Source organism: Clostridium sp. HBUAS56010 (assembly GCF_007115105.1).
Taxonomy (GTDB): domain Bacteria; phylum Bacillota; class Clostridia; order Lachnospirales; family Lachnospiraceae; genus Lacrimispora.
In genome coordinates, this window is record NZ_SULJ01000001.1 from 786,742 (window position 1) to 812,926 (window position 26,185).

The 26,185-nt window shown below is 43.2% G+C and carries 26 protein-coding genes; 6 read left to right on the forward strand and 20 right to left on the reverse strand.

Annotated features, from left to right (window positions below):
- Window positions 1-102: 102 nt before the first annotated feature.
- The 3 genes from FAY33_RS03780 to FAY33_RS03790 are packed head-to-tail and all read right to left on the reverse strand — an operon-like array spanning window position 103 to window position 4,180.
- On the reverse strand, window positions 103-882 hold the full coding sequence (locus FAY33_RS03780) for an RNA methyltransferase (RefSeq protein WP_143319409.1): 780 nt from the start codon (window positions 880-882) through the stop codon (window positions 103-105).
- Between the two features lie 14 nt (window positions 883-896).
- Window positions 897-2,807, reverse strand: coding sequence for an NAD(+) synthase (locus FAY33_RS03785; protein WP_143319410.1), 1,911 nt, complete (start codon window positions 2,805-2,807; stop codon window positions 897-899).
- On the reverse strand, window positions 2,804-4,180 hold the full coding sequence (locus FAY33_RS03790; RefSeq protein WP_243126547.1) for an MATE family efflux transporter: 1,377 nt from the start codon (window positions 4,178-4,180) through the stop codon (window positions 2,804-2,806). The genes FAY33_RS03785 and FAY33_RS03790 overlap by 4 nt, the downstream gene beginning before the upstream one ends.
- A gap of 168 nt (window positions 4,181-4,348) precedes the next feature.
- On the opposite strand from FAY33_RS03790, the gene FAY33_RS03795 reads away from it, so the two are divergent.
- On the forward strand, window positions 4,349-4,789 hold the full coding sequence (locus tag FAY33_RS03795; protein WP_143319411.1) for an Rrf2 family transcriptional regulator: 441 nt from the start codon (window positions 4,349-4,351) through the stop codon (window positions 4,787-4,789).
- 156 nt (window positions 4,790-4,945) lie between these two features.
- Here FAY33_RS03795 and FAY33_RS03800 read toward each other — a convergent pair whose 3' ends face one another.
- The 8 genes from FAY33_RS03800 to FAY33_RS03835 all read right to left on the reverse strand — a co-directional run bounded on the left by FAY33_RS03800 (window position 4,946) and on the right by FAY33_RS03835 (window position 12,627).
- Complete coding sequence (locus tag FAY33_RS03800) at window positions 4,946-7,312, reverse strand: ribonucleoside triphosphate reductase (protein ID WP_143319412.1); 2,367 nt, start codon at window positions 7,310-7,312, stop codon at window positions 4,946-4,948.
- 135 nt (window positions 7,313-7,447) lie between these two features.
- Window positions 7,448-8,719, reverse strand: a complete 1,272-nt coding sequence (hflX, locus tag FAY33_RS03805) for a GTPase HflX (RefSeq protein WP_143319413.1) — start codon at window positions 8,717-8,719, stop codon at window positions 7,448-7,450.
- A gap of 13 nt (window positions 8,720-8,732) precedes the next feature.
- Window positions 8,733-9,500 (reverse strand): tetratricopeptide repeat protein, encoded by a 768-nt coding sequence (locus FAY33_RS03810; RefSeq protein WP_185967471.1) that lies wholly within the window; start codon window positions 9,498-9,500, stop codon window positions 8,733-8,735.
- A 34-nt stretch (window positions 9,501-9,534) separates the two neighbouring features.
- Window positions 9,535-9,972, reverse strand: coding sequence for a dUTP diphosphatase (locus tag FAY33_RS03815; protein ID WP_143319415.1), 438 nt, complete (start codon window positions 9,970-9,972; stop codon window positions 9,535-9,537).
- Between the two features lie 22 nt (window positions 9,973-9,994).
- Entirely contained in the window at window positions 9,995-10,582 is a 588-nt protein-coding gene (gene scpB, locus FAY33_RS03820) for an SMC-Scp complex subunit ScpB (protein WP_143319416.1), read from the reverse strand.
- The gene (locus FAY33_RS03825; protein ID WP_143319417.1) at window positions 10,575-11,396 is read right to left on the reverse strand and encodes a segregation/condensation protein A; all 822 of its coding nucleotides are present in this window, start codon (window positions 11,394-11,396) and stop codon (window positions 10,575-10,577) included. Before FAY33_RS03825 ends, scpB begins: the two co-directional genes overlap by 8 nt.
- A gap of 83 nt (window positions 11,397-11,479) precedes the next feature.
- Window positions 11,480-12,385, reverse strand: a complete 906-nt coding sequence (locus tag FAY33_RS03830) for a metallophosphoesterase (RefSeq protein WP_347562648.1) — start codon at window positions 12,383-12,385, stop codon at window positions 11,480-11,482.
- Window positions 12,386-12,408: 23 nt separating this feature from the next.
- Window positions 12,409-12,627, reverse strand: coding sequence for a hypothetical protein (locus FAY33_RS03835; RefSeq protein ID WP_143319418.1), 219 nt, complete (start codon window positions 12,625-12,627; stop codon window positions 12,409-12,411).
- A 93-nt stretch (window positions 12,628-12,720) separates the two neighbouring features.
- On the opposite strand from FAY33_RS03835, the gene FAY33_RS03840 reads away from it, so the two are divergent.
- Window positions 12,721-12,984 (forward strand): helix-turn-helix transcriptional regulator, encoded by a 264-nt coding sequence (locus FAY33_RS03840; RefSeq protein WP_143319419.1) that lies wholly within the window; start codon window positions 12,721-12,723, stop codon window positions 12,982-12,984.
- Between the two features lie 45 nt (window positions 12,985-13,029).
- Here the strand turns inward: FAY33_RS03840 and FAY33_RS03845 are convergent, their stop codons facing one another.
- Together FAY33_RS03845 and FAY33_RS03850 are read right to left on the reverse strand one after the other, a co-directional pair.
- Window positions 13,030-14,355, reverse strand: a complete 1,326-nt coding sequence (locus FAY33_RS03845; RefSeq protein ID WP_143319420.1) for a serine hydrolase — start codon at window positions 14,353-14,355, stop codon at window positions 13,030-13,032.
- 180 nt (window positions 14,356-14,535) lie between these two features.
- A complete protein-coding gene (locus FAY33_RS03850) occupies window positions 14,536-15,240 on the reverse strand; it encodes an NUDIX hydrolase (protein ID WP_143319421.1) in 705 nt (234 codons plus the stop codon).
- 410 nt (window positions 15,241-15,650) lie between these two features.
- Between FAY33_RS03850 and FAY33_RS03855 the strand changes: the two genes are divergently transcribed.
- Window positions 15,651-16,313, forward strand: coding sequence for a phosphatase PAP2 family protein (locus tag FAY33_RS03855; RefSeq protein ID WP_347562649.1), 663 nt, complete (start codon window positions 15,651-15,653; stop codon window positions 16,311-16,313).
- A gap of 31 nt (window positions 16,314-16,344) precedes the next feature.
- On the opposite strand, the gene FAY33_RS03860 is transcribed toward FAY33_RS03855, so the two are convergent.
- Together FAY33_RS03860 and FAY33_RS03865 are read right to left on the reverse strand one after the other, a co-directional pair.
- Window positions 16,345-17,364 carry a glycosyltransferase family 2 protein gene (locus FAY33_RS03860; RefSeq protein ID WP_143319422.1) on the reverse strand — a complete coding sequence of 340 codons (1,020 nt, stop codon included), beginning with the start codon at window positions 17,362-17,364 and terminating at the stop codon, window positions 16,345-16,347.
- Window positions 17,361-18,113, reverse strand: coding sequence for a type II CAAX endopeptidase family protein (locus FAY33_RS03865; RefSeq protein ID WP_143319423.1), 753 nt, complete (start codon window positions 18,111-18,113; stop codon window positions 17,361-17,363). The genes FAY33_RS03860 and FAY33_RS03865 overlap by 4 nt, the downstream gene beginning before the upstream one ends.
- Before the next feature lie 211 nt (window positions 18,114-18,324).
- On the opposite strand from FAY33_RS03865, the gene arcC reads away from it, so the two are divergent.
- Window positions 18,325-19,260, forward strand: a complete 936-nt coding sequence (gene arcC, locus FAY33_RS03870) for a carbamate kinase (RefSeq protein WP_143319424.1) — start codon at window positions 18,325-18,327, stop codon at window positions 19,258-19,260.
- A 134-nt stretch (window positions 19,261-19,394) separates the two neighbouring features.
- Window positions 19,395-20,258 carry a delta-lactam-biosynthetic de-N-acetylase gene (pdaA, locus tag FAY33_RS03875; RefSeq protein WP_143319425.1) on the forward strand — a complete coding sequence of 288 codons (864 nt, stop codon included), beginning with the start codon at window positions 19,395-19,397 and terminating at the stop codon, window positions 20,256-20,258.
- A 40-nt stretch (window positions 20,259-20,298) separates the two neighbouring features.
- On the opposite strand, the gene FAY33_RS03880 is transcribed toward pdaA, so the two are convergent.
- Both FAY33_RS03880 and FAY33_RS03885 read right to left on the reverse strand, forming a co-directional pair.
- Window positions 20,299-21,597 carry an SLC13 family permease gene (locus FAY33_RS03880; RefSeq protein ID WP_143319426.1) on the reverse strand — a complete coding sequence of 433 codons (1,299 nt, stop codon included), beginning with the start codon at window positions 21,595-21,597 and terminating at the stop codon, window positions 20,299-20,301.
- 36 nt (window positions 21,598-21,633) lie between these two features.
- Window positions 21,634-22,959: an enolase C-terminal domain-like protein gene (locus FAY33_RS03885; RefSeq protein ID WP_143319427.1), complete on the reverse strand. Its 1,326-nt coding sequence runs from the start codon at window positions 22,957-22,959 to the stop codon at window positions 21,634-21,636.
- 158 nt (window positions 22,960-23,117) lie between these two features.
- Between FAY33_RS03885 and FAY33_RS03890 the strand changes: the two genes are divergently transcribed.
- A complete protein-coding gene (locus FAY33_RS03890) occupies window positions 23,118-24,023 on the forward strand; it encodes a LysR family transcriptional regulator (RefSeq protein WP_143319428.1) in 906 nt (301 codons plus the stop codon).
- Window positions 24,024-24,028: 5 nt separating this feature from the next.
- Here the strand turns inward: FAY33_RS03890 and FAY33_RS03895 are convergent, their stop codons facing one another.
- From FAY33_RS03895 to FAY33_RS03905, 3 genes are read right to left on the reverse strand one after another with little or no spacing between them, the layout of a single operon-like run.
- Complete coding sequence (locus FAY33_RS03895) at window positions 24,029-24,784, reverse strand: amino acid ABC transporter ATP-binding protein (protein WP_143319429.1); 756 nt, start codon at window positions 24,782-24,784, stop codon at window positions 24,029-24,031.
- Window positions 24,777-25,487, reverse strand: a complete 711-nt coding sequence (locus tag FAY33_RS03900) for an amino acid ABC transporter permease (protein ID WP_143319430.1) — start codon at window positions 25,485-25,487, stop codon at window positions 24,777-24,779. Before FAY33_RS03900 ends, FAY33_RS03895 begins: the two co-directional genes overlap by 8 nt.
- Window positions 25,484-26,185, reverse strand: a complete 702-nt coding sequence (locus FAY33_RS03905; RefSeq protein ID WP_143319431.1) for an amino acid ABC transporter permease — start codon at window positions 26,183-26,185, stop codon at window positions 25,484-25,486. Before FAY33_RS03905 ends, FAY33_RS03900 begins: the two co-directional genes overlap by 4 nt.

Sequence of the window (26,185 nt, forward strand, 5' to 3'; positions counted from 1 at the left end):
TCCCTGCCGTTATCGGCAAATATATCTGTACTACTATCATACTATATGTTTGAAAATTTAACAATATTTCTGACTATGAAAACCCTTACTTTTTTCTGACGATTATTGTCGGCGCTGTCTCGCTGCTTCAAACATCAAAACAGAAGCAGCAACTGCCGCATTCAAAGACTCTACGTTTCCCTTCATGGGGATTTTTACAAAAGCATCCGCCAACGCTGCAATTTCAACCGTCAGCCCATTTCCTTCGTTTCCAATTAAAAAGCCTGTATCAACAGTATAATCCTCTTTTTCATAATTATTCCTGCCATCTAAGTGAGCCGCATAAAGCCGCACTCCAGCCGCCTTTAGAGATCGAAGCATACCTGGCAGATCTTGTGTATAAAGAAAAGGAACGCGGCAGACAGAACCCATGGTGGAACGGATGACTTTCGGGTTATAGATGTCTGCTGTTTTGTCATCCATAACAATTCCGGTAATCCCAGCCCCTTCTCCCGCCCTGATGATGGTTCCAAGATTTCCAGGGTCCTGAATGTTTTCCAATATCATTAAAAATACAGGACCCTCTCCTTTTTTCAAATCCTCAATCCCATAAGAATACTGTTTTGCAAGGGCAAGAATTCCCTGAGGTGTCTGTGTGTCTGACATGGTGGCAAACACCTCATCAGCAACCGTTTCATATACCAGTCCGTTTAAAAGTTTCTCATGCTCAGGTTTTTTCAGAAAACTTTCGGAAACAAAGACGCTTTCGATATGATCTTTGGGAATCTCCTGAAACATCCGAATTCCTTCTGCCACATAAAGGCTGGTCTGCTTCCTTGCCTTTGGCTTTTTAATCAGGTTCATAACCTGTTTTACTTTCGCATTGGCACTGCTGGTTATCATCTTGTACCTCTCTTCTATAAATTCTCCAGTTCATCCAGCCACAAACGGCTGACCGCATCACTTGGCATCCTTAAATCTCCTCTCGGAGATACGGCAACAGATCCTACCTTTGGTCCGTCCGGCATACAAGAGCGTTTAAACTGCTGGCTGAAAAATCTGCGGTAAAATACCTTTAACCACTTTCGGATGATTTTTCCTTCATACTGACCGGAAAATGCGTATTCTGCCATACGGTAAACTTTTTCCGGACGATATCCAAACCTTAAAATCTGATAAAGGAAAAAATCATGAAGTTCATAGGGTCCCACCAGATCTTCTGTCTTCTGGGCAATCTCCCCATCCTTTGGAGGCAAAAGCTCGGGACTTACAGGCGTATCAAGAATATCCAGTAAAACTGCTCTTAATGCATCTTCCCTGCAGGTATCGGCACAATACTGCACCAGATGGCGCACCAGGGTCTTAGGGACAGAGGCATTCACTCCGTACATGGACATGTGATCACCATTATAAGTCGCCCAGCCAAGGGCTAATTCTGACATGTCTCCGGTTCCGATGACAAGACCGTTATATCGGTTTGCCATATCCATAAGAACCTGGGTCCGTTCCCTTGCCTGGGAATTCTCATAGGTTACGTCATGAACCTCCATACTCTGTCCAATATCCTTAAAATGCAGACTGACCGCTTCTCTGATATTGATCTCTGTCAATTGGGCATTCAGTTTCTCTGTCAGAAGACAGGCATTTTGATAGGTTCTGTCTGTGGTTCCAAAACATGGCATGGTCACAGCCTGAATCTGATTTCTTGGTATTTCCAGCATGTCAAATGCCCTGGCTGTTACAAGAAGTGCCAGCGTGGAGTCAAGCCCTCCTGAAATACCGATAACTGCATGATGACAGCCTGTATGCGAAATTCTCTTTTTCAGTCCCATGGCCTGAATGGAAAGAATCTCCTCACATCGCCTGTTTCTTTCTTCTTCATGATCCGGCACAAACGGTCTTTTATCAATATAACGTTTTAACTCCAAGGGCTCCTGTTTCAGGTGAAAAGAAACCACCTGGTAACCGTTTTGATCTGCTGCAGGAAAGGTAGTCAGTCTGCGGCGTTCGTGGTTCAGACGTTCAAGGTCCATATCTGCGTATACGGTTTCATTCCCAAAACGTTTTGATTCTGCCAGTAAAGTTCCGTTTTCCGAAATAAGGTTTTGTCCGCCGAACACAAGATCCTGAGTGGATTCCCCCTCTCCTGCATTGGCATAGATATACCCGCAGACCAGATTGGCAGAGTGGCCGGTGATTAAACTTCTGCGGTAAATATCCTTACCTGTAGTCTCATCACTGGCAGAACAGTTGGCAATAATGGTTGCACCTGCCATTGCATGGCGGATGGATGGAGGATTGGGAACCCATGCGTCTTCACAGATTTCTGCAGCAACTATAAGATTCTTCATTTCTTCACAGGCAAATATGAGATTGGTTCCCATGGGAATGTCCTGACCTTCCCACCGCACAGTTTCTGTGGTCTCGTTGCCCGGCTCAAAATAACGCCGTTCATAAAATTCGGAATAATTAGGCAGATTCCTTTTCGGCACGATTCCAAGCAGCCTGCCGTCTTGTATTACTGCTGCTGTGTTGTAAAGCTTCCCTTTATTCTCCCACGGCATTCCCACAAAGACTAAAAGATCATGACCTTTTGTTTCTTTTAAAATTTCTTTTAATTCCTGCCGGGTCTTAATCAGCAGTGCATCCTGCGCAAACAGATCACCGCAGGTATAAGCGGTAAGACATAATTCCGGAAAAACCATAAGTTTTACATGTTCTTTTATTCCTTTGCGGATCAGCTCGCAAATCCGCTCCCTGTTAAACGCAACGTCTGCCACTTTCACATCTGGGGTCGCTGCTGCAACCCGGATATATCCATGTTTCATCTGTTCTCTCCTATCTGTTTATCAATACCTTCCGGTATCCATTTTGTTTTTAACGTATATACCAGGTCCATAAGCATGGTTGTGATCCATGTGATCGGATAACACCACATCACCGCTTCAAAACTGGGGAAGTATGGAACCAGCAGATTAATGTATATCATGCGCAGAATACACATATTTCCTACACCAATCAACATGGAAACCAAAGTTCTTCCACTTCCCCGGATACTTCCCATTAAAATCTGATGAATTGCCATTGTCCAATAAAACGGAAGAAGAATTCTCATTGTTGTATCTCCGAAAGCAATTACATCCCGGTCTGGAGAGAAGATACCAAGAACCCGGTCGGAATCAAGAAAAAGTATGACCGAAATCAGTGCTGTATAAGCAACACTGATTATAATACCCTGTGCCATTCCCTGTTTCACTCGTTTCCATTTTTTAGCGCCGATATTCTGCCCGGTAAAAGTGGTTGCTGCCAGACAAAAACTCTGCAGCGGCAGCATTGCAAATCCGTCTATCTTGCTATATGCCCCGTATCCCGCCATCGCCGCCGTTCCATAAACATTCACATTCGCCTGTACGATTACATTGGAAAGAGAGATAATGGACTGCTGTATCCCGCTTGGAATTCCCAGTTTTAAAATCCGCTTCATCATCCTTTTGTCAATACGGATTGCAGAAGGTATCAGCCGGTAACTCTCCCTGGTTTTTATCAGCGCTCTTAAAATCAAAACCGCAGACACTGCCTGGGCTGTTACTGTTGCAAAACCGGCTCCTGCAGTCCCCATACCAAATCCTACAACAAAAACCATATCAAGTACAATATTGACAATGGAAGAGACACAAAGGTAATAGAGAGGTCTTTTGGAATCTCCCACCGCCCTCAGCACCCCGGCACCCATATTATAAACCAGATTAAACACAGATCCTAAAAAATAGATTCTTAAAAAAGAGATGGAGTTTGGAAGAACCTCTTCCGGAGTTCCCATCCAGATCAGAAGAAGAGGGGACATCGCCACTCCAATGACTGTCAGCAAAATTCCTCCGATAAAACTGAGAGCGATTGAAGTGTGAACTGCCCAGTGAAGCTTCTGGTCATCCTTTGCTCCATAATACTGGGATATGATAACCCCTGCACCAGTTCCAATCCCCATGGACATACCAATAATCAGATTAATAAGAGAATTACTGGAACCAACGGCAGCCAGTGCATCGCTTCCAACATAATTGCCGACCACAATGGAATCTGCCGTATTGTAAAGCTGTTGGAACAGATTACCAATTAAGAGGGGCATGGAAAAAGCAAGAAGCTGTTTCCAGATGACGCCTTCTGTCATGACTACCTGATTTGTCTTTTGTTTCTTTCTCACAAATATCCCTCCTGCTTTGAGCAAATTCTCCAATGTGTATTAGTATACATCCATTTTTCCAAATTGGGAAGCCGGATATTGGAGGTTTACTTTTCTTACTGTTTCGTGTAGAATATTCTAATATCCTACTAAACAGATAAGAATAATTGGGAAGGAGAATTTTTAGCAATGACATTTTCTACCAAAGGGCGGTATGCTCTTCGTATGATGCTGGAATTTGCACTCCATCCGAACGAGTGCACAAAGATCAATCAGGTGGCGGAACGCCAGGAAATATCGGACAAATATCTGGAGCAGATTGTAACCATCCTCAGCAGGGCGGGTTATGTAAAAAGCCGGCGAGGGGCAAAAGGAGGATACTTTCTCACAAAATCCCCCGCTGAATATACTGTGGGTATGATTCTGCGCACAGCAGAAGGCAGTCTGGTTCCTGTGGCGTGCATGGAGGATGAGGTCAATCACTGCCATCGCGCCGATATCTGTGCAAGTCTTATGGTGTGGAGAAAGCTTGATGAGGCAATCTCTGGGGTTATTGACAGCATCACCCTTGCTGATTTGGTGGAAGAACAGAAAAGGCTGGATGGGGAATACCACCATTACCAGATATAAACAGGGCTGCTCTAACGTAACGCTGTGACAGCCGTTTATACCAAAATTAAATAACGTGACAATACGCCTTGGTATGGATCATAACAGCCCATACCAAGGCGTATCTGTGTGCTTCTTTTTCGTTAAAGCCAAGTTGCCGAAGCCTCTGTCAGCAGTTTATACACCTGCCCGCTCTGCATATTTTCTGATATCTGAGGCATTGGTAATCTTTTGAACCAGACCGTCCTTGACTAAAACAAGGGTAGGTGCCTGCATGATTCCAAGCTTTTCTGCCAGTTCTGCATTCTCCTGTGCATCCACAGTCTGATAATCCACATGCTGTAAAAACTCTTTTGCTGCCAGGCAGTTGGGACAGGTTCTTGTGGTGAAAAGATATGCTCCGGAAGGGATCTCTGTTTTCTTTTCAGACGCCTTTTCCTGTTTTTCTGCCTTTTCCAGGTTCCGGGGCGCAGAGTTTAAAATCTGATAAAGGGTTCTGTTTTTATATTCCTGGGTCTTTCCCTCATTCCAGTTCTGCACCGGACGGTAATAACCAGTTATCCTGCTGTAAACTTCCGCCCTCTTTTTGCAGATGGGACAGATGCTGTGCTCCCCTGCAAGGTAGCCATGCTCCGCGCAGATGGAATAGGTTGGAGACAGCGTATAATAAGGCAGTTTATAATTGGCTGCAATGGCCTTTACCAGTTTTGCAGCAGCCTGCCAGTCCGGAAGCTTCTCCCCTAAAAAGGCATGAAATACGGTTCCGGAAGTATAGAGCGTCTGTAAATCATCCTGGATATCAAGTGCATCAAAGATATCTGCAGTATAGTCCACAGGAAGATGAGAACTGTTGGTATAATAAGGAGTATCTCCCTTTTTGCCTGCTGTGCGAATCATGGGATACTGTTCCTTATCATGCTTTGCCAGACGGTAAGCCGTGGACTCTGCCGGTGTTGCCTCCAGATTATACAAATCCCCATACTGCTCCTGGTAATCAGAAAGTCTTTCTCTCATATGGTTTAACACCTCTTTTGTAAACTTCTGGGTTTCTGCCTTTGATAAGTCAGCTTTCAACCATCTTGCATTTAACCCTGCCTCGTTCATGCCGATAAGACCTATGGTTGAAAAATGATTTTCAAATGTTCCAAGATACCGTTTTGTATAAGGATAGAGTCCCTGGTTTAAAAGCTTTGTAATCACTTCCCGTTTTACTTTCAAAGACCTTGCAGACAGGTCCATCATATGATCCAGACGGCTGTAGAATTCTTTCTCATCTTTTGACAGATAAGCAATCCGGGGCATATTAATGGTTACCACTCCAACGGAGCCGGTACTTTCTCCTGATCCAAAGAATCCGCCGGTCTTGCGTCTCAATTCCCGAAGGTCCAGCCGCAGACGGCAGCACATGCTTCTCACATCGCCTGGTTCCATATCGCTGTTTATATAATTGGAAAAATAAGGGGTTCCGTATTTGGAAGTCATCTCAAAGAGCAGCCGGTTATTTTCCGTGTCAGACCAGTCAAAATCTTTTGTTATGGAATAAGTAGGAATGGGATACTGGAAGCCGCGTCCATTGGCATCCCCTTCAATCATGGTTTCAATGAAAGCCTTGTTCACCATATCCATCTCATTTTTGCAGTCCTTATATTTATAATCCATCTCTTTCCCGCCTACAATGGCATTTAATTCTGCCAGATCGGAAGGAACCGTCCAGTCCAGGGTAATATTGGAAAACGGAGCCTGAGTGCCCCATCGGCTTGGAGTATTCACGCCAAAAATAAAAGTCTCAATGCACTTTTTCACTTCTTCATACGATAAGTTGTCGGCCTTTACAAAAGGGGCAAGATAGGTATCAAAGGAAGAAAACGCCTGGGCTCCTGCCCATTCATTCTGCATGATTCCAAGAAAATTAACCATCTGATTGCATAAAACAGATAAATGCTTTGCTGGAGAAGAGGTAATCTTGCCAGGGATTCCTCCCAACCCTTCTAAAAGAAGCTGTTTCAATGACCAGCCTGCACAATATCCGGTCAGCATGGATAAATCATGAATATGTAAATCTGCACTTCGATGGGCATCTGCAATCTCCTGATCGTAAATCTCTGACAGCCAGTAATTGGCTGTAACGGCTCCGGAATTGCTTAAAATCAGTCCTCCCACAGAATAGGTGACAGTGGAATTTTCTTTCACCCGCCAATCTTCTACCTTCACATAATTATTCACCACATCCTTATAGTCTAAAATGGTGTTTTTCATATTGCGGATCTTCTCCCGCTGCTTCCGGTATAAGATATAAGCCTTTGCCACATCAGTATATCCTGCCTGCTCCAATACATGTTCTACGCTGTCTTGAATATCCTCCACTGTTATCTGTCCCTCTGCCATCTTCTTCTGAAAATCAGCAGTCACCCGGAGGGACAGCAGTTCAAGAATTTCATCACTGTAATCCTTTTTCGTTGCCTTTAACGCTTTTCTGATTGCTTCTGAGATCTTAACCAGTTTGAATTCCGCTATTTCCCCGTCTCTTTTAACCACCTGGATCATCAAAACCAAACTCCTTTCCTCTGAGAACCCCTTAATAACTTTACTTTTAAACACAATTGATATTATAACAGAGCAAAACAAAAAACACAATATGTAGAAATTTTCTTAACATCTTTTCTACATATTGTGCTTTATTCAGTCGACAATTTCATCGGCACTGCCAGCAAGACCAGCAAACAATTCTGATGGAACATAGGCACTTACGAATATGCCGTCTTCTCTGTATTCTTCTGTTAATAACTGACCGTACTTTCGAATAAGCTGGATCTTTCCTGCTTCTTTATAGGAATACGTCTTTTCCAGATATATCTTCTGGTTTCTTAAAATGCTCTCCAAAAGGTTTAAAAGTTCATCGAGTCCTTCTCCGGTCCTGGCAGAGATCTTCACCTGATGATCAGATGTCACATCCCGGAGAGTAACTTCCTGGTCTGCTGCATCTATTTTATTAAATACAGTAACCACAATCTTATCCGCAACTTCAAGTTCCCGGAGAGTTTCATAGACCACATACATCTGCATCTCCCTCTGGGAATTGGAAGCGTCTACCACATGAAGGATTACGTCACTATACTTTGCTTCCTCCAGTGTGCTCTTAAATGCCTCGATCAGGTGGTGGGGCAGTTTTCTGATAAAGCCAACCGTATCAGTTAAAAGCACCTTTTGGCCTCCCGGAAGGGTCAGATTCCTGGTAGTAGGATCTAAGGTGGCAAACAGCTTGTCTTCCGCAAGAATTCCTGCATCAGTAAGGCGGTTAAGGAGAGTGGATTTTCCGGCATTGGTATAGCCTACGATGGCGGCAACCGGAACATGATTCTTATCCCTTTGCTGTCTCGCCACATCCCTGTGCCGCTTTACGTCTTCCAGTTCGGATTTTAAAATGGAAATCCGGTCGTGAATCAGTCTGCGGTCCATCTCCAGTTTCTTCTCTCCAGGTCCTCGGGTACCAATTCCCCCTCCCAGACGGGACAAGGAACTGCGAAGGCCAACCAGACGGGCGGCACGGTATCTAAGCTGAGCCAGCTCCACCTGAATCTTTCCTTCTCTTGTAGTGGCTCTGGAAGCGAATATGTCAAGGATTACCATGGTTCTGTCCATGACCTTAATATCCAGTGATCCCTCCAGGTTCCGCAGTTGGGCAGGAGATAATTCATCGTCACATACCACACCTGTGGCACCCAGTTCCCATATCCGTTCTTTGATCTCCTGAATCTTGCCTTTTCCAAGATAAGTTCCCGGGTGAATCCGCTCTCTGTTCTGTATCACCTTATCAACGGCAACCGCTCCTGCCGTTTTTACAAGTTCCTCCAGTTCATCAAGAGATGCTTTTGTATCGTTCTCATCTTCTGTGCTGACGGCAATCAAAATAACCCGTTCTTCTACATCTTTTAATTCAATTAATTCTGCCATAGATTCTTCCAACCTATCTCGTCTTTAAAAATGTGATCTCCCGTTCCGCCTTCTCATCAGGACCATGAACGGAGATATACTCCTGCATCAATTTAAGGGCCTCTTTAAATTCTCCCTTGTACTCTTTTGCAACCGCCTTATTAAACAGTAAATCCGGCACTTCCTGATTATCTTTTGCCAAAAGTCCCTGGTCAAAATAGCCCTCTGCCGAATCATAATCTTCTTTTGCCATACTGCACAGTCCCAGCCGGTTTAATAAACGGGCACTGGTATCATCTCCGTCAAGAGCCGCCTGATAAAGCTTCATGGCATCATCAGCAGAACCGTTTTCCTCCATAGACGCTCCGATCAACAGCAGTGCTTCCAGCCTTCCGGGCGCATGATTGTCTTTATCCAGTTCCGTGCTTTTGTGATAATCCTTTTCCGCTCCTTCCAAATCTCCGGTTTTCGCTTTGGAAAGGGCACGCAGATTATAATATTCCGGCTTTTTCCCGTCCGCTTTGATCAGTTTATCATAAACCTGAATTGCTTCCTGGTAATTGCCGGACAGATATTCTGCTTCTGCCCGGTATTTTAAAATATCAATATCCACCTTTTTAACCAGACCCTTTTTCGTATAAAGGGCTTTGTCAAAGGCTTCAATGGCTTCCTCATATTTTCCTTCTTTTAAGGCTGTAATTCCTGCTTCCCGGTAAGTATACCGGCTGTCATTCCCACAGGCAGTCAGCAAGGAAAGAATCACAAATAAAATTGCTGCCAGTAACCGCTTGTTTCTTCGCATGCTATTATCTCCAACTTTATAAAAGCTATGAATACTATTGTTTTCCTGTACTTCCATGACCGCCTCTGTCTTCATCAGACAACTTGTCCACCTGTGTAAATTCAATAACAGGCTGATGCTCCATAATGCGGAACTGGCAGATTCTGTCATTAAGGCGGATTACAGTATCCCGAAGAGCATAAGCCGGGAAAAACCACTGGTCATTATCCCCGCAATAAGACTCATCAATAATTCCCATACTGTTAGTCTGGATAATACCGTAATTTTTAAATGTACTGCTTCTTGGAACAACATGCGCCTCATAACCGTTCGGAAGTTCCATCCCGATTCCCAGCGGAATGAGTTTAAACTCTCCTGCCTTCATCTCCACTTCTTCGGCTGCCCGCAGGTCAACCCAGTCCGACTTTCCTCCGATATAGCAAAGACGCTCTATGCTGTCTGTAAAATATTTTATTTTAATGGCTTTTGTCACCTTATATCCTCCTGAAACTCATTTATTTTTCTTCGATAAAATCTCCGCTTTCGGATAGTTCCTCTTCCACTTCCATCCGGATCTCTGCTGCTACCACCGGATCTGCAACAGGCAGATTCTGAGTGGAACCAATTCCAAATCTTCTTAAAAATTCTTCTGTTGTGGCAAACAATGCAGGACGCCCTGGTGCATCCATGCGTCCAACTTCATATACCAGATTATATTCCACAAGTTTATTCACCGCATGATCAGACTTCACACCGCGGATCTTTTCGATCTCAAGCTTTGTAATCGGCTGTTTGTAGGCAATAATGGAAAGCGTCTCCAAAATAACATCGGACAGCACCTGCTTTTTGGGTGCAGCCGCCACCCGGATAAGATTCTCATAGTATTCCGACCTTGTGCACATCTGGTAGCTGTTCTCCAGCTCAATGATCTGCATTCCCCTCTTACCGGTATCATAGCGCTTTTTCAGACGAAGAACTGCTTCTCTTGCCTTATTCTCATCCTCACCGATCGCTGCCGCCAGACGGCTCAGTTCCACAGAGTTCCCCATAGTAAAGAGGACTGCCTCTATAATCGCCTCCTGAACCTTTTCTTCTTTATCCATCTGTTTCTCCCCTGAATTCTTCTCCGTCATCCATAATATCCACAAGATCCAGATCGTCTTCCTCCCCTTCCGGCTCAAGGGTTTCAATGAACATGTCATCAAACAAATGCTCCTGGGTCAAACAGATCTTTCCGATCTTCATAAGCTCCAGAAGCGCTAAAAATGTTACCACAACCTCAACCTTGTCAGTCTGCCGTTCAAGCATTTTACGAAAGGAAAACTTCCGGTGTACTCTTGCGTAGTCCATGACAGATTTTATTTTATCTTCTAAACTTACGGATTCCTTCCGGATATTGCCAAAACGGCTTCTGATGGGATCCACCCGGTCTGATTTACGCTTTGTAACCGCGCGGAAGATCTCCTGTAATTTCGCAAGCGTAAGTCCGTCGAGGAGCTTGTCTAAATCCACCGGTGGCTCATACTTTGCCACTTCCGCCGGCACGGTAGCTTCTTTGTAAAGAAGACGGTCCGCAGTAACTTCCCGGTCTTTTAGTTCCATGGACATGTATTTGTAATATTTATATTCCAAAAGCCGTGCCACAAGCTCTGCTCTTGGGTCCTCTTCTTCCCCTTCCTCGTTGACTTCTTTGGGAAGGAGCATGCGTGCCTTAATGTCAATCAGAGTTGCCGCCATCACAAGAAACTCGCTGACAATATTTAGATCCTCCGTCTCCATATGGTTGACATAATCCAGATACTGTTCCGTAATAATCACAATGGGAATGTCATAAATGTTCACTTTATTCTTTTCAATTAAATGCAGGAGCAGATCCAACGGCCCCTCAAAATTATCCAATTTGTAAGAGATTCCCATAAATTCCTCCAAAACATATGTAACGCACCATGGACTAGTATAACAAATCCTTTCTCATCTGTAAATATATGCCAGACCCAAAATCATGATTTCGGTTTTAAATCCACAACTACCAGTTGGGGTTTGTTGTTGAGACGCACATTAATGGAATGGGTTCCAAGACCTCTGCTGACTATCATATATTTATCTTCTTTTTTAAAAAAGCCTCCACAGTAAGGGTTGAAAAACTGAAACTGGGGAGTCATAACTCCGCCTAAAAATGGAATTCTTATGGTTCCTCCATGAAAATGTCCAGACAAGGTTAAATCAGCTCCCCAATCCCTGCAGCCACCAAAATAAAGGGGGGAATGACAAAGAAGTACCTGAAACTGTTCCTTCGCTGCCTTTCCCACCTTTTTCTCTATTTCTGGTCCAGTCAATTCTGCATGAGAAAACTTTTTATAGAAAACAGGCTCTAAATCAATGCCTGTTACAGCCAGATCCTCCCCTATCCTTACGGTATCATTCTCAAGAACAATTATGCCCAGATCTCTTAAGCTGTCTCTGTAATGCTCATACTGCTGTCCATAGACAGATCTCTCCCACTGCATCCGGTTTTCATGATTCCCATTGCCGCATATAACCGGGTATCTGTCTTTTAATTGTTTTAATAAGTCAAAAGGAACGGCAGTATCTGCCATTCCTTTGCTGACCAGCATATCACCGCCTGCTATGATGAGATCCGGATTGATCTGGTTCACTGCATCAATCAGTTTCTGGTTGTTCTTACCAAACTCATGGTTATGAAGATCAGAAAGAAATAAAATCCTTCGTTCCCTGCTGATCTTATGGTTCTTTAACGCAATCGTTTCTATAGAAAGCTGTTCTTTTTCATATTCTGAACGCAGAAGCAAACCTGCGGCAATGAAAAGACAGAAAATTCCGGCAGTAACTATCATCTGATTCCCCTCAACTTCTATCCATTTTCCTGTTGTCTTTTCATCATACAATGAAGAGCCGGTCTCCGTCAAGCCTAAGAAAACCAGTCTCCAGCCAGATATTCAATTACAAGACTTGGTAAAACCACAAGCAGCCCTATGCCAACGCTCATAACAATGGTGCTGATCACATATTCCCGATATCCCGGTCCATTGGGCTCCGGGGGAATCGTCAGTGCAAGCCGGTAAACAGAACAGCAAATGATTAAAAAACATCCAAGATAAAAGATAGCATTAAATAGATTTCTTCTCATATGTAAATTCCTCCTTTTTCATAATATATACCAATTATGGATAATATGCAATACCAGATACACAAGGTTTAATAATGATTAGAGGTGACACACATGATTATTTACGACAGATTATGGGAAACCATGAAAAAGAAAAATGTCAGTCAGTATCATTTAATCAAGTATTATAAAGTTAGTGCAGGGCAAATCGGCAGACTTAAAAAGAATAATTTTGTATCCACTCACACCATTGATATGCTTTGCAGAATTCTTGATTGCAGTGTGGAGGAAATCATGGAATATAAGGCTGATATCTGCGAAAAAACAGATGAAGTCGCCCAGAACGAAAAACCGGACGAGCCAACGAAAGATGAATGAGCTGATGCAGAATGACATAAAAAAAGAGCCATAAAGGCTCTTTTTTTATGGAGTCCAGACTCCATCAGAATTCACCGGATATCCATCAGGTGTAACGGTATTCCTTACCATTGCTCCATTGGAACCTAAGTAATACCACTTGTTATTTGTCTCTACCCAGTAATTTTGTGCCTTGGCACCGCTGGAACGGAAATAGTACCAGACATTGCCGGGAAATTCTCTCCAGCCATTGACCATGGTTCCATCGGAATCAATATAATAATCAACTCCGTCAACGGTCAGCCATTCCTGGCTCGCATTGGTTCCATTCTGCTTTTTATAGTTCCACCTGGTACCATTCTTAATCCAGCCGGAAGAAGCAGGGGATATGGAAGTTCCTTCTGCTTTAAGAGCAAAGCCATAGTCAAACAAAGCCCTGGTATCGGCATAATGAGTGGATTTACTCTTCATAATCACTGCAATCAGACGCACCCCATTCTTTTCTGCACAGGTAACAAGGGTATTGCCCGCCAATGATGTGTAGCCTGTCTTACCGCCGATTACTCCCGGGTAATAGCGGGAATCAGAAACCTGAATCATCTTATGTCCCATGGTTACGGTTCTCTTCCCGGCATTTTTCGTGGCTGGAATCTGGTAAGTTGACGTGGAGACAACCTTTCTTACCTTCTCATTATTAAATGCTGCTCTGGCGATGAGAGCCATATCATGAGGAGTCGTATAATGACCAGAATTATTAAGCCCATTGGGATTGACAAAATTAGTGTTGGTACAACCAAGTTCTCTGGCACGGGCATTCATCAGTGCTGCGAACCCTCCTACACTGCCGGAGACATGTTCTGCCAGCCCATTTGCCACCTCGTTGGCTGACTTAAGCATGAGACCATAAAGACTCTGCTCCACAGTAAGCCTGTCTCCTTCCACAAGTCCCAGAGTGACCGCCCCTGACTCCAGATTGGTGGTTGCAGACTTTGAAAAAACAACCGTATCTGATGGATTGGTCTTTTCCGCTACCAGAAGTGCTGTCATCAGCTTTGTTATACTGGCGGGATAATATCTTGTCTCTGCATTCTTTCCATAAAGAACGGCTCCGGTTGAAGCATCTAAAAGGATAGCTCCTTCTGAATGAATCACTGGCTGAGCCACATTTTCAGACTCAGCACCTGACTGAGTCTGGGAATTAACAGAAGCTTCCGGTTTCTGACCAGACATTGCTGCACCAGGTCCTGTTACCTCCCCGCTACTTGTATCTCCCGTCTGACTTGAAGCTGTCGGAAAGGGTTGTACAACGGCTGCTTCTCCATAGGCAGGAACGGCTGCGAGTAAGGTGAAACTGATTACCAGACTCCACAGTCTGCGTGATTGATTGATCATTTCTATTCATCTCCTGTGTCTTTTAAATACAACGATATTTTCTTTCAACAGTATAACACAGATATCCATTATTTTCCGTTTAAGTTTTTCTTACAAAGTGCTGTAAAAAACTGGAAGTGATTAAAAATAGGATTCGTATAATGAAAGAACGCATCATCCCGTCAGGATAATGCGCTTTCATCAAAAGATCTGTTCTCTATATTCTTTTTCCAGTTCCTCCAGCCTGTCCATCGCCAGATTTAAAATATCTGCGTGGTCAAAGGCAAGCTTCTCCTGATCAATAATATCAATGGCTGGCAGCAGTTCAATCTCAACATCTTTCTTCCACATCAGCCCCTGCCGTTCATAAGTCTCTGTAACCCGGTAAGTCATATAAATATGATCTTCTTCATTCTCAATAGTAAGAGAGTAAGTAGATCCGTTCTCCAGATCAGAAAGTTTCTTTTTTACAACCTTAAACCATGCCGCTTCCTGTGCGTCATCGGCTGCTACAGGATTTAACTCATCCTTTGGCACCGCTGCAATATAGGATACGGAGATCACTCTTGTTCTGGGGTCACGCTTAACATCTCCATAAGTATAGAGCTGTTCCAGCCAGATATCTTCTAATCCGGTCTCTTCATAAAGCTCTCTTGCTGCCGCCTGCTCCAGGGATTCATCCATATCCGCAAATCCGCCTGGAATTGCCCATTGCCCAATATAAGGGTGATTCTTTCTCCGGATGAGTAAAACTTCTGCCTCTGCTTCAGTCTCCTCTTCCTCTGCTTCTGGATTCACCGCAAAGATCAGCACATCAACCGTTACAGAAGGACGTTCATAGTCTCCGGGCCGGTACTGGGAGAGAAACTCCTTCTCCGTCAATCCATCTTCATTCTTTCGTTCCATTGTATCCTTCTTCCTACCAGAATCTTAGAATGCCATGGACAAACACCTGACGAAAGCACGCCTTTGACACAGCCAAAATACTGGATTTTCTATCGTTATCAAACACGCAGGCCACGAAAGCGTTATCTCGCTTCTGGCTGCAATTTTACCCCGTTATGTCTTCCTGAATTCATTCTCTGCTCACAAAAGTCTGCTTATATACTATACACAAAGATTGCGTCAGTATCAACCTTTTTATAAAAAGATTATAATTAGATGCCCCTTCCCCTGCTCAGATACTGACAGAAAGATTAAGCTTCTCCGAATAAAACATTAACATTTCTGAAATACTATTGTACAGTTAAAATGAGTATGATATAATCCTCGGAAGTTGATCAAATAAATCCTGACTATTAGAATGGAGAATGGTGATGGATATGAAAACCTTAATTAAAAAATACGGGCATGTCTGGCTGCTCGGCTATGCCTTTATCTATCTTCCCTGGTTTATGTACCTGGAAAAAAACGTTACTGATAATTACCATATTATGCACGTTGCCCTTGACGACCTGATTCCTTTTAATGAATACTTTATTATTCCTTATTTCTTCTGGTTTATCTATGTGGCTGGTGCCGTAGGATACTTTTTCTTTGCCGATAAAAAGGACTATTACAGGATTTGTACCATGCTTTTTACGGGAATGACCATCAGCCTGTTAATCTGCAGCGTATTTCCCAATGGGACTGATTTCCGTCCTGTTGTTGATCCTGAAAAGAACGTGTTTTCAAAGATGGTTTCCATGCTTTACTCTGCCGATACCTGTACCAACGTCTTTCCAAGCATTCATGTGTATAATGCGATCTGTGTACACCTGGCAGTAATAAAGAACAGGAAGCTGAGTAAATTACCAATTATTAAATATGGCTCTCTTATCATTATGGTTTCCATCTGTCTTGCAACTGTTTTCTTAAAACAGCATTCTGCATTTGACGGATTAGGCTCCATATTAATGGCTTATATTATGTATCACTTTGTATATGGAGAAAGCCTTGAACCAGGCAGAAACGAAGTCTCCCAAAAAGCAATTGGTTAAGCAAAACCCCCGGCAAACAGCCGGGGGTTTATTAATTAAATCCAAAAAACTTCTGGGTCATTTTATAAATGGCAATGGGGAACTGCCTTCCGCTTTTGCCTGGAAGATTCACTCCCTGACCTAAGAATCCCCATCGGAGCCGCAGATACAGTTTCAGATTCTGCTTACGCAGATGCTGCCATAATTCTTTTTTCTTCTCCATGTTCTCATCAGTTCCTGATTTAATTGCAAGAATTGAGGAGATGGTCATCATAATCTCTAAATATCTTACCATATAATGGCGCAGCTTTCTCTGCCTGATTCTGGTTACATCATAATAGCCAAGCATGAGTGTTGTTACACGGATCTGCTGGTCAATTCTTCCTATCATTATATTCTCATTGACCGACTGGTCTTCTCTTCCGATAAAATACCGGTAGAAGTTTACATCCAGGTAATACATGGTCTTTACATGAGGCAGGGGCTGGTAGACAAAGATGTTGTCCACATAAAATGTATGCCTCGGCAATTCCAGTCCGCACTGCTTTAAAAGTTCGGTCCGGTAAATTACAGAGTGCATCAGAATGTACTGTCCGAGCATGAAAACTTTCACATCATCCCAGTCAAACAGTTCGTTTTTAGGAAGTGCACTGCGGTAGTGCATAATCTTCTTTCTCTTTGCCCCCTGTTTTTCATATACGAAGTTGCTGACAAGCATGTCCAGAGTTTTTTCTCCATATACAAACCCTCGTAAAGTATCTAATATCTTCCTATATGCAGACAGATCCACCCAGTCATCGCTGTCTACCACTTTAAAATAGATTCCTGTGGCATGTTTTAATCCTGCGTTAACGGCAGCTCCATGCCCTCCGTTCTCCTGATGAATGGCACGGCAGATGCCTGGATATCTGGTTTCATATTCATCTGCAATCTTTGCAGTCCCATCTTTTGTGGAGCCGTCATCTACAATGAGAATCTCCACCTCATCTCCTCCTGGAAGAAGCGAGTCAATACAGTGCCTCATATAAGCTTCAGAATTATAGCAGGGAATCGCTACAGATAAGAGTTTCACACCATATCCTCCTTTTTATTGTTTTTCTTATAAATCCGGATTACACATCCTGCAGACAGCATAAGGAGAAAAAGAGAATAGATCACTTTAATTCCTTTATTTTCTATCCCAGACAAAACAGCCCCATAAGTTGTATGGGTCACAAAAAGTGACAGTAAATTGGCTGATATATGGAGAAGGCAGGGAGCCAGAAGGGTCTTTCCGGTTTCATAAAGCCAGGCCGCCGCCACTCCAATTAAAAATGCGTATACTCCCTGAGGAAGGTTGCCATGATAAAGAGCAAACAGTCCTGCAGACAAAACAGCAGCAAGCCACAAAGGCAGCCTGTCTCTGAGAGAAGCAAAGTACATTCCACGAAAAATCAGCTCTTCTATGACTGGAATTAAAAAGCCGGAAGCCATAACCTGCACAAAAACAGGAGGCTGATAAAGAGCCTGCTTTACCTTCTCATAAGCCTGGGATTTTGGAATCTGAAAAAGACTTCCCACAATCTCATTTCCTAATATGCAAAGAGCTGCTCCCAGAATGAGAATCGTAAAAAAACAACCTTGAAGCTTAAAACTGATTGCTGGTTGAATTCCCCGTTTTCTCTGATCTGCCCTGTAAATAATATAGAAAAAAGGGAGGCAGATTCCGCCGGATAAAGCGGTTGCACCCAAAATATCAAGCGGAAAAACCAGAAACAAAAAACTGGTCACTCCAGAATATAAAAACACGGGAACAATCAGATTCCGGATCAATCCTGTCATGGTATCATGTCCTTTCCTTTGGCTTCTTCCTAAACATTATACCACCTGCTGTTAAGATATCCACAACTATTTTTTTAATTCTTTCCAAATAATAGCGGGTATTTTTTCTTATATTTTTCTAAGAAGGAAAACCTGTTGCTTTTTTCTCTGCCTGATACTATAATATCCTTATATTTTCTGATAAAACTACATCGAACTGAGAGGAACTGAGATGGCAAAAAAACGTATTGTTATGGCTTTGGGACATAACGCTTTAGGAACAAATCTTCCTGAACAGAAAGAAGCAGTCAGCGCAACTGCCAAAGTGATTGCAGACTTTATTGAAGCCGGATGGCAGGTTGCCGTCACCCACAGCAACGCTCCCCAGGTTGGCATGATCCATACAGCTATGAATGAATTTGGAAAACAGCATGACGGGTTCACTTCTGCCCCCATGTCCGTATGTTCTGCCATGAGCCAGGGCTATATTGGTTATGACCTTCAAAACGGCATCCGGGCAGAGCTTATGAAACGGGGAATCTACAAATCGGTTGCTACAATCCTGACCCAGATGATGGTCAACCCTTATGACGAGGCTTTTTATACTCCTATGAAGCCGATTGGACGGTTCATGTCTGCCCAGGAGGCAAAAGAGGAAGAAGAAAAAGGCAATTATGTAGAAGAAGTGCCAGGTAAGGGATTCCGAAGAATTGTAGCTTCTCCAAAACCAGTTTCCATTGTGGAGATTGATATTATCAAGGCAGTTATGGAGGCGGACCAGATCGTTATTGCCTGCGGAGGCGGCGGAATTCCTGTCATGGAACAGGGCTACGTGCTCAAAGGCGCCAGCGCTGTCATTGAAAAAGACCGGGCTGCAGGACTTCTGGCAAAAGAAATTGATGCAGATGTGCTCATGATCTTAACCAGTGTTGACAACGTAGAATTAAATTATGGAAAACCGGAGGAGAAGCCCATTGCCCACATGAATATAAAAGAGGCAGGCGCTTATATCCAGGACGGACAGTTTGAATCCTCTTCCATGCTTCCAAAGATCGAAGCTTCTGTGGATTTTATTGAACACGGAAGAAACAGAAAAGCAATTATCACCTCCATGGAAAAAGCAAGGCAGAGCCTGGAGGGAAAAGCAGGAACCATTATCAGCGAGTAATCATTACAGGTTTGCCATGGACGGATTAATTTCTCCTGGCAAGCCCTTTTTTTGCCCTTTTACAATCGGACCGAATAAGGACAGGCTAAACATTCATATATTAAAACAAACATACATAACGGAGCTTAATAACTATGAAATTTTTCCCCAACGGAAAAATAGCAGAAAAGATCCGGGGAATTCACGTTCCTCCCGAATCAGGGAAACGGGCTGCAAAAATTTTTCTCCTCTTCCTCTGCGCATTTCTTGCTGGACGGTTAGGTGCCATGTTTACAGATAGTCATAACAAAGCAGTGACAACAGCAGCCGATGGAAACTGGGGACTGAGTTTCCAGCAGGAAGGCCAGCCTCCCGTTGCCAATGCCACTATGGATTACCTGAAACAGTTCGACTCTTATTATGCCCAGAAAACCCCTGATAAAGTTCTGTACCTGACCTTTGACGCCGGATTTGAAAACGGCAATACACCTGCAATCTTAGATGCACTGAAAAAACACAATGCACCTGCAACTTTTTTTGTGGTAGGCAATTACATTGAGACTGCACCGGATCTGGTGAAACGTATGGCGGCGGAAGGACACACCGTTGGAAATCACACCTTCCATCATCCGGATATGTCTAAAATGGGCTCAAAGGAAGCATTTGAAAAGGAATTAAAGGATTTGGAAACTCTTTATGAACAGACTACCGGACAGCCCATGAAGAAATATTACCGCCCACCTCAGGGAAAATACAGCGAAAGCAATTTGCAGATGGCAAAAGACATGGGATATAAGACGTTTTTCTGGAGTCTTGCCTATGTGGACTGGTACCAGGATAAACAGCCTTCCAAAGAAGAAGCATTTAAAAAACTATTAGGCAGAATCCATCCGGGAGCCATCGTATTATTACATAGCACTTCCACCACCAATGCCCAGATTCTTGACGAACTGTTAACTAAATGGGAAGAAATGGGGTATCAGTTCCACTCCCTTGACGAACTTGTTGCAAAACAATAGAGAAACAGCCATTCCTTTATTTTGGAATGGCTGTTTTCTTTTATCGGAATACGCCAAGAATAAGACCTGCAGCAATCCATAGAATATTTAAAATCCATAAAGGCTTAAAAGAAAACTTCACATAATCTGCCAGTTTTTCATCTGCCAGATCACATGCCAGATAAAGCTGGGGCTGTGCCACTGGTGATACCATAGCACCCATGTTCATTAATAAGGTGAGTACCACCACATCATTGGGAATTCCATAATTTGCACTGATACCTGCTACTATCGGAATAAAAGCATACTGCCAGATATCATTGGTAAAAATTAACATCATCGGCATACTGAGCACTGCAATAATCAGATACATCCAAGGTCCAAGAGCAGATGGAATAACACTAACCAGAAAGCTTACCATGGCATCCATCATTCCGCTTTCTGACAGAACGCCTACAACAACACCAGAAAGAAATACCGCACACGCTACAGGGTACATCTGCTTTCCGTAGGATTTAAGCAGTTCTCCCTGTTGTTTTAAATCCGGATAATTTACTGCAAGGGCAATTACAAGACCAATGGCAAATACAAAATAATTTTCACATGGTGCAAAAGCAAGTGCAAGAATAATTCCAAGTGTTAAAAGCAGATTAAAAAGAAACAGCTTTGGTCTTGCCAGTTCCGTATATTCCATTTCTGTATCTTTTTTTTCTCCGGCAATACTTGCTAATGCACCTTTTTTCACCTGTATCTTCGCCATGATAACAGCAGCGCCAATACATAATATTATGTAAATAATCATCAGCGGAAGCATCTTTGCAAATATATAATTATTGGGATTATCAATTCCAGCAAGTAAAGTAGATGCCCGCAGGTTTCTAGGATTCCATGGTGTTACAAACAAGGCACACATGGAGGCGGAACACAGAAACATGAGTAATTTAGGATCCACTTTTAATTTTTTATAAAGCGGAAGCATCATTGGTATGGTAATCAGATAAGTTGCCGTAACACTCCCATCTATTTCTGCAATAAGAGATACAAATACGGTAATAACACATATGGTGACCACACTGAGTTTTGTATGCTTTAACAGAATTTCTACAATCCGGTTAAACATACCCGCATCTGATACCACAGAAAAATATGGAAGGGAAAAGAATACAATCAGCAAAAGCCCCTTCGTCTTATCTAGCCCTACCTCCACATACTGGCTTACCTCTTCCACGCTGGCACCAATAAGAAATGCTGCTGCTATTGGTATGATGGTAAATGCAAAAATTGGACTGACCTTTTTCTTTAACAGCAGTGTTGTAATTAAAATCATGGTTAAAAAGCCAACAATCGCAGTAAAATTCATAATAACCCTCCTCCTTGATTCTTTGTTTCTACCCCATTAACGAATCATACATGGCCTTTTTGATTCAAATTTCCAGCCTGGGATCAGATACTGCATTCCCACGGAATCATCTCTTCCCCCCAGACAATGCTTTTTATACCGTTCATTGGCTTTTAAAACCTGGTCCATATCCACCTCAATTCCAAGTCCCGGTTTTCTCGGCACCTCTATACAGCCATCTTTAATGACCAAAGGTTCTTTGGTCAGCCGTTCCAGTCCCTCCTGCCAGATCCAGTGGGTATCCAAAGCATTATAATTTCCAGGCGCGGCTGCACCAACCTGCGTAAACATGGCAAGAGAAATGTCAAAGTGATTATTGGAATGGGACCCCCAGGTATATCCAAAATCATGACACATCTGTGCGACTCTTACAGATCCGTTCATGGTCCAGAAATGAGGATCAGCCAAGATAATATCCACTGCCTGAGACTCCAGCGCATGCCCCACTTCTCTCCAGTCTGTGGCAATCATATTGGTGGCAGTAGGAAAACCAGTTCTTCTGCGGAATTCACTCATAATCTCTCTTCCCGAATAAACCCCTTCCCTGCCGCAGGGATCTTCGCAGTAGGTCAGAATTCCTTCCATTCCCTTTACATACTCAACTGCCTGTAAAAGAGTCCAGCCTCCATTGGGATCTAAGTCAATGCGGGCATCGGGAAAGGCTTTTTTCAGTTCCCGGACCACTTCCATTTCCTCATTTCCTTCCAATACTCCACCCTTTAATTTAAAATCAAGAAATCCGTACTTTTCATGAACTGCCTTTGCCATTGCCACAATCTTATCTGCTGACAACGCTTCTTCATGCCGTAACCGGTACCATTCACACTTTGAATCCTTCTCCCGTTCATAAGGAAGATCGGTTTTGTCTGGATCTCCCACAAAGAACAGATATCCCAGCATCCGCACCCGATCCCGCTGCTTTCCCTCTCCCAGCAGACTGCAGACCGGAACATTTAAATTCTTCCCAAGCAAATCCAGACATGGTGCTTCAATTGCTGTTAATACATGAACTCCAGTCCGCTGATCAAAGGTCTGATTGCCACGGACATCGGTATCTCCCTTTGATTCTAACACATGTTTAATCTTTAACAGGGTATTCTTATATTCCGCAACCCGGGTGCCTTCTACCATGGGAATACACTCATAAAGAGTGTTGGTTATCTTTTCTCCTCCTGGAACCTCTCCTACTCCCGTATTTCCGTCATCCGCATGTAAAACAACTACATTTCTGGTAAAGTAGGGGGCATGAGCCCCGCTTAAATTTAATTCCATGCAGTCTTTTCCTGCGACCGGATAAACTTCCATTTTCGTAATCACTGACATCTGATTCCCTCCATACGTCTTATTTTCCTTAGTTATTTTCAATATAACACTTGATTTTCTAACGCTTTTATTGTACAAAATATATATAAATAAGTCTAATTACTTATGATTCTTATATGACTAAGAAAAACTTAGTATAAGAGAAGGGGGATTTTTAGATGGATTTACGTCAAATAGAATATATTGTGAAAATAGCAGATGAGCGCAGCATCACACGGGCTGCCGAACAGCTTTACATTTCCCAATCCGGTTTAAACCAGCAGCTTTTAAAACTGGAAAAGGAACTGGGACAGCCTCTGTTTCACCGCAGTAAATATGACATGCGGCTAACAGAGGCTGGAAAAATATATGTTGAATGCGGGAGAAAAATCATACAGCAGAAGAAAGAAGCCTACGATAAGATTTATGACATTGCAGGCAATAACCAGGGAACTCTGCGCATCGGTCTGACACCAGAACGAGGCACCACCATGCTGATACATATTTACTCTGCTTTTCATAAAGCCTTCCCAGGTATTGTGATTGAACCGACTGAAATTCCTGTAAAAAAACAACTGTCCATGCTTACAAAAGATTATCTGGATCTGGGCTTTTCCACTTTGACAGAAACAGATAAAGTACCAAACATTGAATTTATTCATGTGAAAGATGAAACCATACTCCTTGGAATTCCAAGGGTGCATCCTCTTGCCAGGTATGCAAACCCTCCATACGAACCTTATGCCACCATGGACCTGTCTTTGCTTAAAAACGAGAGTTTTGTTTTGATGTGGAAAAATTCCACCATGCGTACCATCATTGACCCATTGTTTCGGAAAGCCGGATTTACTCCTAAGATCTTATTTGAGACAGCCAGCAACCGTACCTTATATACAATGGTAAAAACCAACATTGGCTGTACTCTGATTCCTGAATCCTATGCTTTGGAGCAGCAGGATGTGGCTTATTTCCGTCTTCCAGAAAATCCACATTGGGAAATAACCATTGCATACCATAAAGGGCATTATATTTCAAGACCTACCCAGTGTTTTATGGAACTGATTAAAAAATATTGGTGCGGGTAACAGGTCTAAATGGAATAACTGGGTTCCAGAGATATGATTCTGGATAAAAACTGTCTGGTACGTTCTTCTTTGGGATTGGAAAAAATGTCTTTCGGTTTTCCTTCCTCTACCACAACGCCGCCATCCATAAAAATGACTTTATCCGCCACATCCTGGGCAAAGGACATCTCATGAGTCACTACGATCATGGTGATTCCTTTTCCTGCTACTTTTTTTATGATTTCAAGCGTCTCCCCCACCAGTTCGGGATCCAGTGCGGAGGTTGGTTCGTCAAACAATATGACTTCCGGATTTAATACAAAGGCCCTGGCGATTCCCACCCTCTGCTGCTGTCCGCCGGATAGCTGACAGGGGTAATAATCATACCGGTCCGATAACCCGACCCAGTTTAATGCCTCTTCTCCCCGTTTTCTTGCTTCCGCTTTTGGTACATGCCTAGCTGTTACCAGTCCCTCCATGACATTTTCTATGGCTGTTTTATTGGCGAAGAGATTATAATTCTGAAATACAAAGGCTGTTTTTCTCCTGATACCCAGAATTTCCTTTTTGGAGGCTTTCTTTAGATCCACCTGGGACTCTCCAATGGTAAGTCTGCCGCTGTCCGCATTCTCAAGAAAATTGATGCAGCGAAGCAGGGTGGTTTTCCCGGAACCGCTGGGCCCTAAGATGACCACAACCTGACCGTCCTCCACTTTGACCGAAACATCTTTTAACACCTGATGTCTGCCAAAATCCTTTTTGATATTTTTAACTTCAATCATACAGATTCCTCCTGAATTTTCCGGTATACTGCCTTAATCTCTGGGCCAGGTATTCAATCACTATGGTAAATACCCAGTATATAATCGCTGCTGCCACATACCCCTCAAAAAAGGAATAGGTTCTGGAACTGGGAATGGTGGCACCTGCTACAATTTCCACAATGCCGATGGCCATAACCACAGAAGACCCTTTGATCAGACCTACCACATTGTTGATCAGCATGGGAATGGCCACCGGAACCATCTGAGGAAGAATGATTCTTTTTATGGTCTGGATCTTTGTCAGCCCTACGGAATATCCCGCCTCGTTCTGGCCATTATCAATAGAAAGTAACGCTCCCCGGACCGCTTCTGATATGGAACAGACTGCCATCAGGCTCAAAGCAAAGATGCCCACCCAGATATTATCCACATCTGAAATGCTTTTCTTTAGATGGAGCAGGCTTGCCAGATCGTTGAATTTAAGCATAAAGACCAGATTGTAAATCATAAGGGCGACCACAATTGGGACTCCCTGATAAACGGTAACAAACACGGCCAGAAGCTTGCAGATCACAGGTACCTTATACACACGCACCAAGGCAATCATCGTTCCCAGAATCAGCCCAAATGCCAATGGAATAAAAACAAGTCTCACCGTATTGGGCAGATATTTAAGTCCATATATAAGACTTTCATTAAAATGAGCCAGGTTAAAATTCATCCCATTTCCTCTTTTCCATAATTCATTTTGCTATTTAGCCGATAGAACAAAAGCCGGACTGCCAGACTGATGATTACATAGATGATGACCACAAACACGTAGGCTTCCAGAACATGTTTTGTGGCAGTTCCGATGGTTTTAGCTCTCCCCATGATATCTGTAACCCCGATAAGAAAAACAAGAGAGGAGTTTTGAAATAAACCAACCAGATCCGATCCAAAAGGCGGCATGGCGGTCTTGACCATCTGAGGAAGAATGATTCTTCGAAATGTCTGGAATTCCGTCAGCCCGGCACTTAAGCCTGCCTCCGTCTGCCCATAGGGAATGGAGGTGATGGCACTGTAGAAGATGGCGGAGAGAAATGCACCCTGGTTGAGCAAAAAGGTCACATACGCAAAACTAACAGCACTCCATTCCCTGTTTAAATTGGTTCCAAAAACCGGATCCAAAAGAGCGGGAATTCCATAATACACCAGCATCAGCTGAACCAGCATGGGAGTTCCTCTCATAAAGGATACATAGACTTTAACAAGCGGATACAATACCGGTATTTTCTTTATCTGAACCAGTACGATTAAAATCCCAAGAAGTACTCCAAAAATGGTTGCGTAGATCACAATGGAAAAGGTGACGCATAGATACGGAAGAATTTTCGGAATGTTTTCAAAAAACCGATCCCAGACAAACAGCTTCTCCAT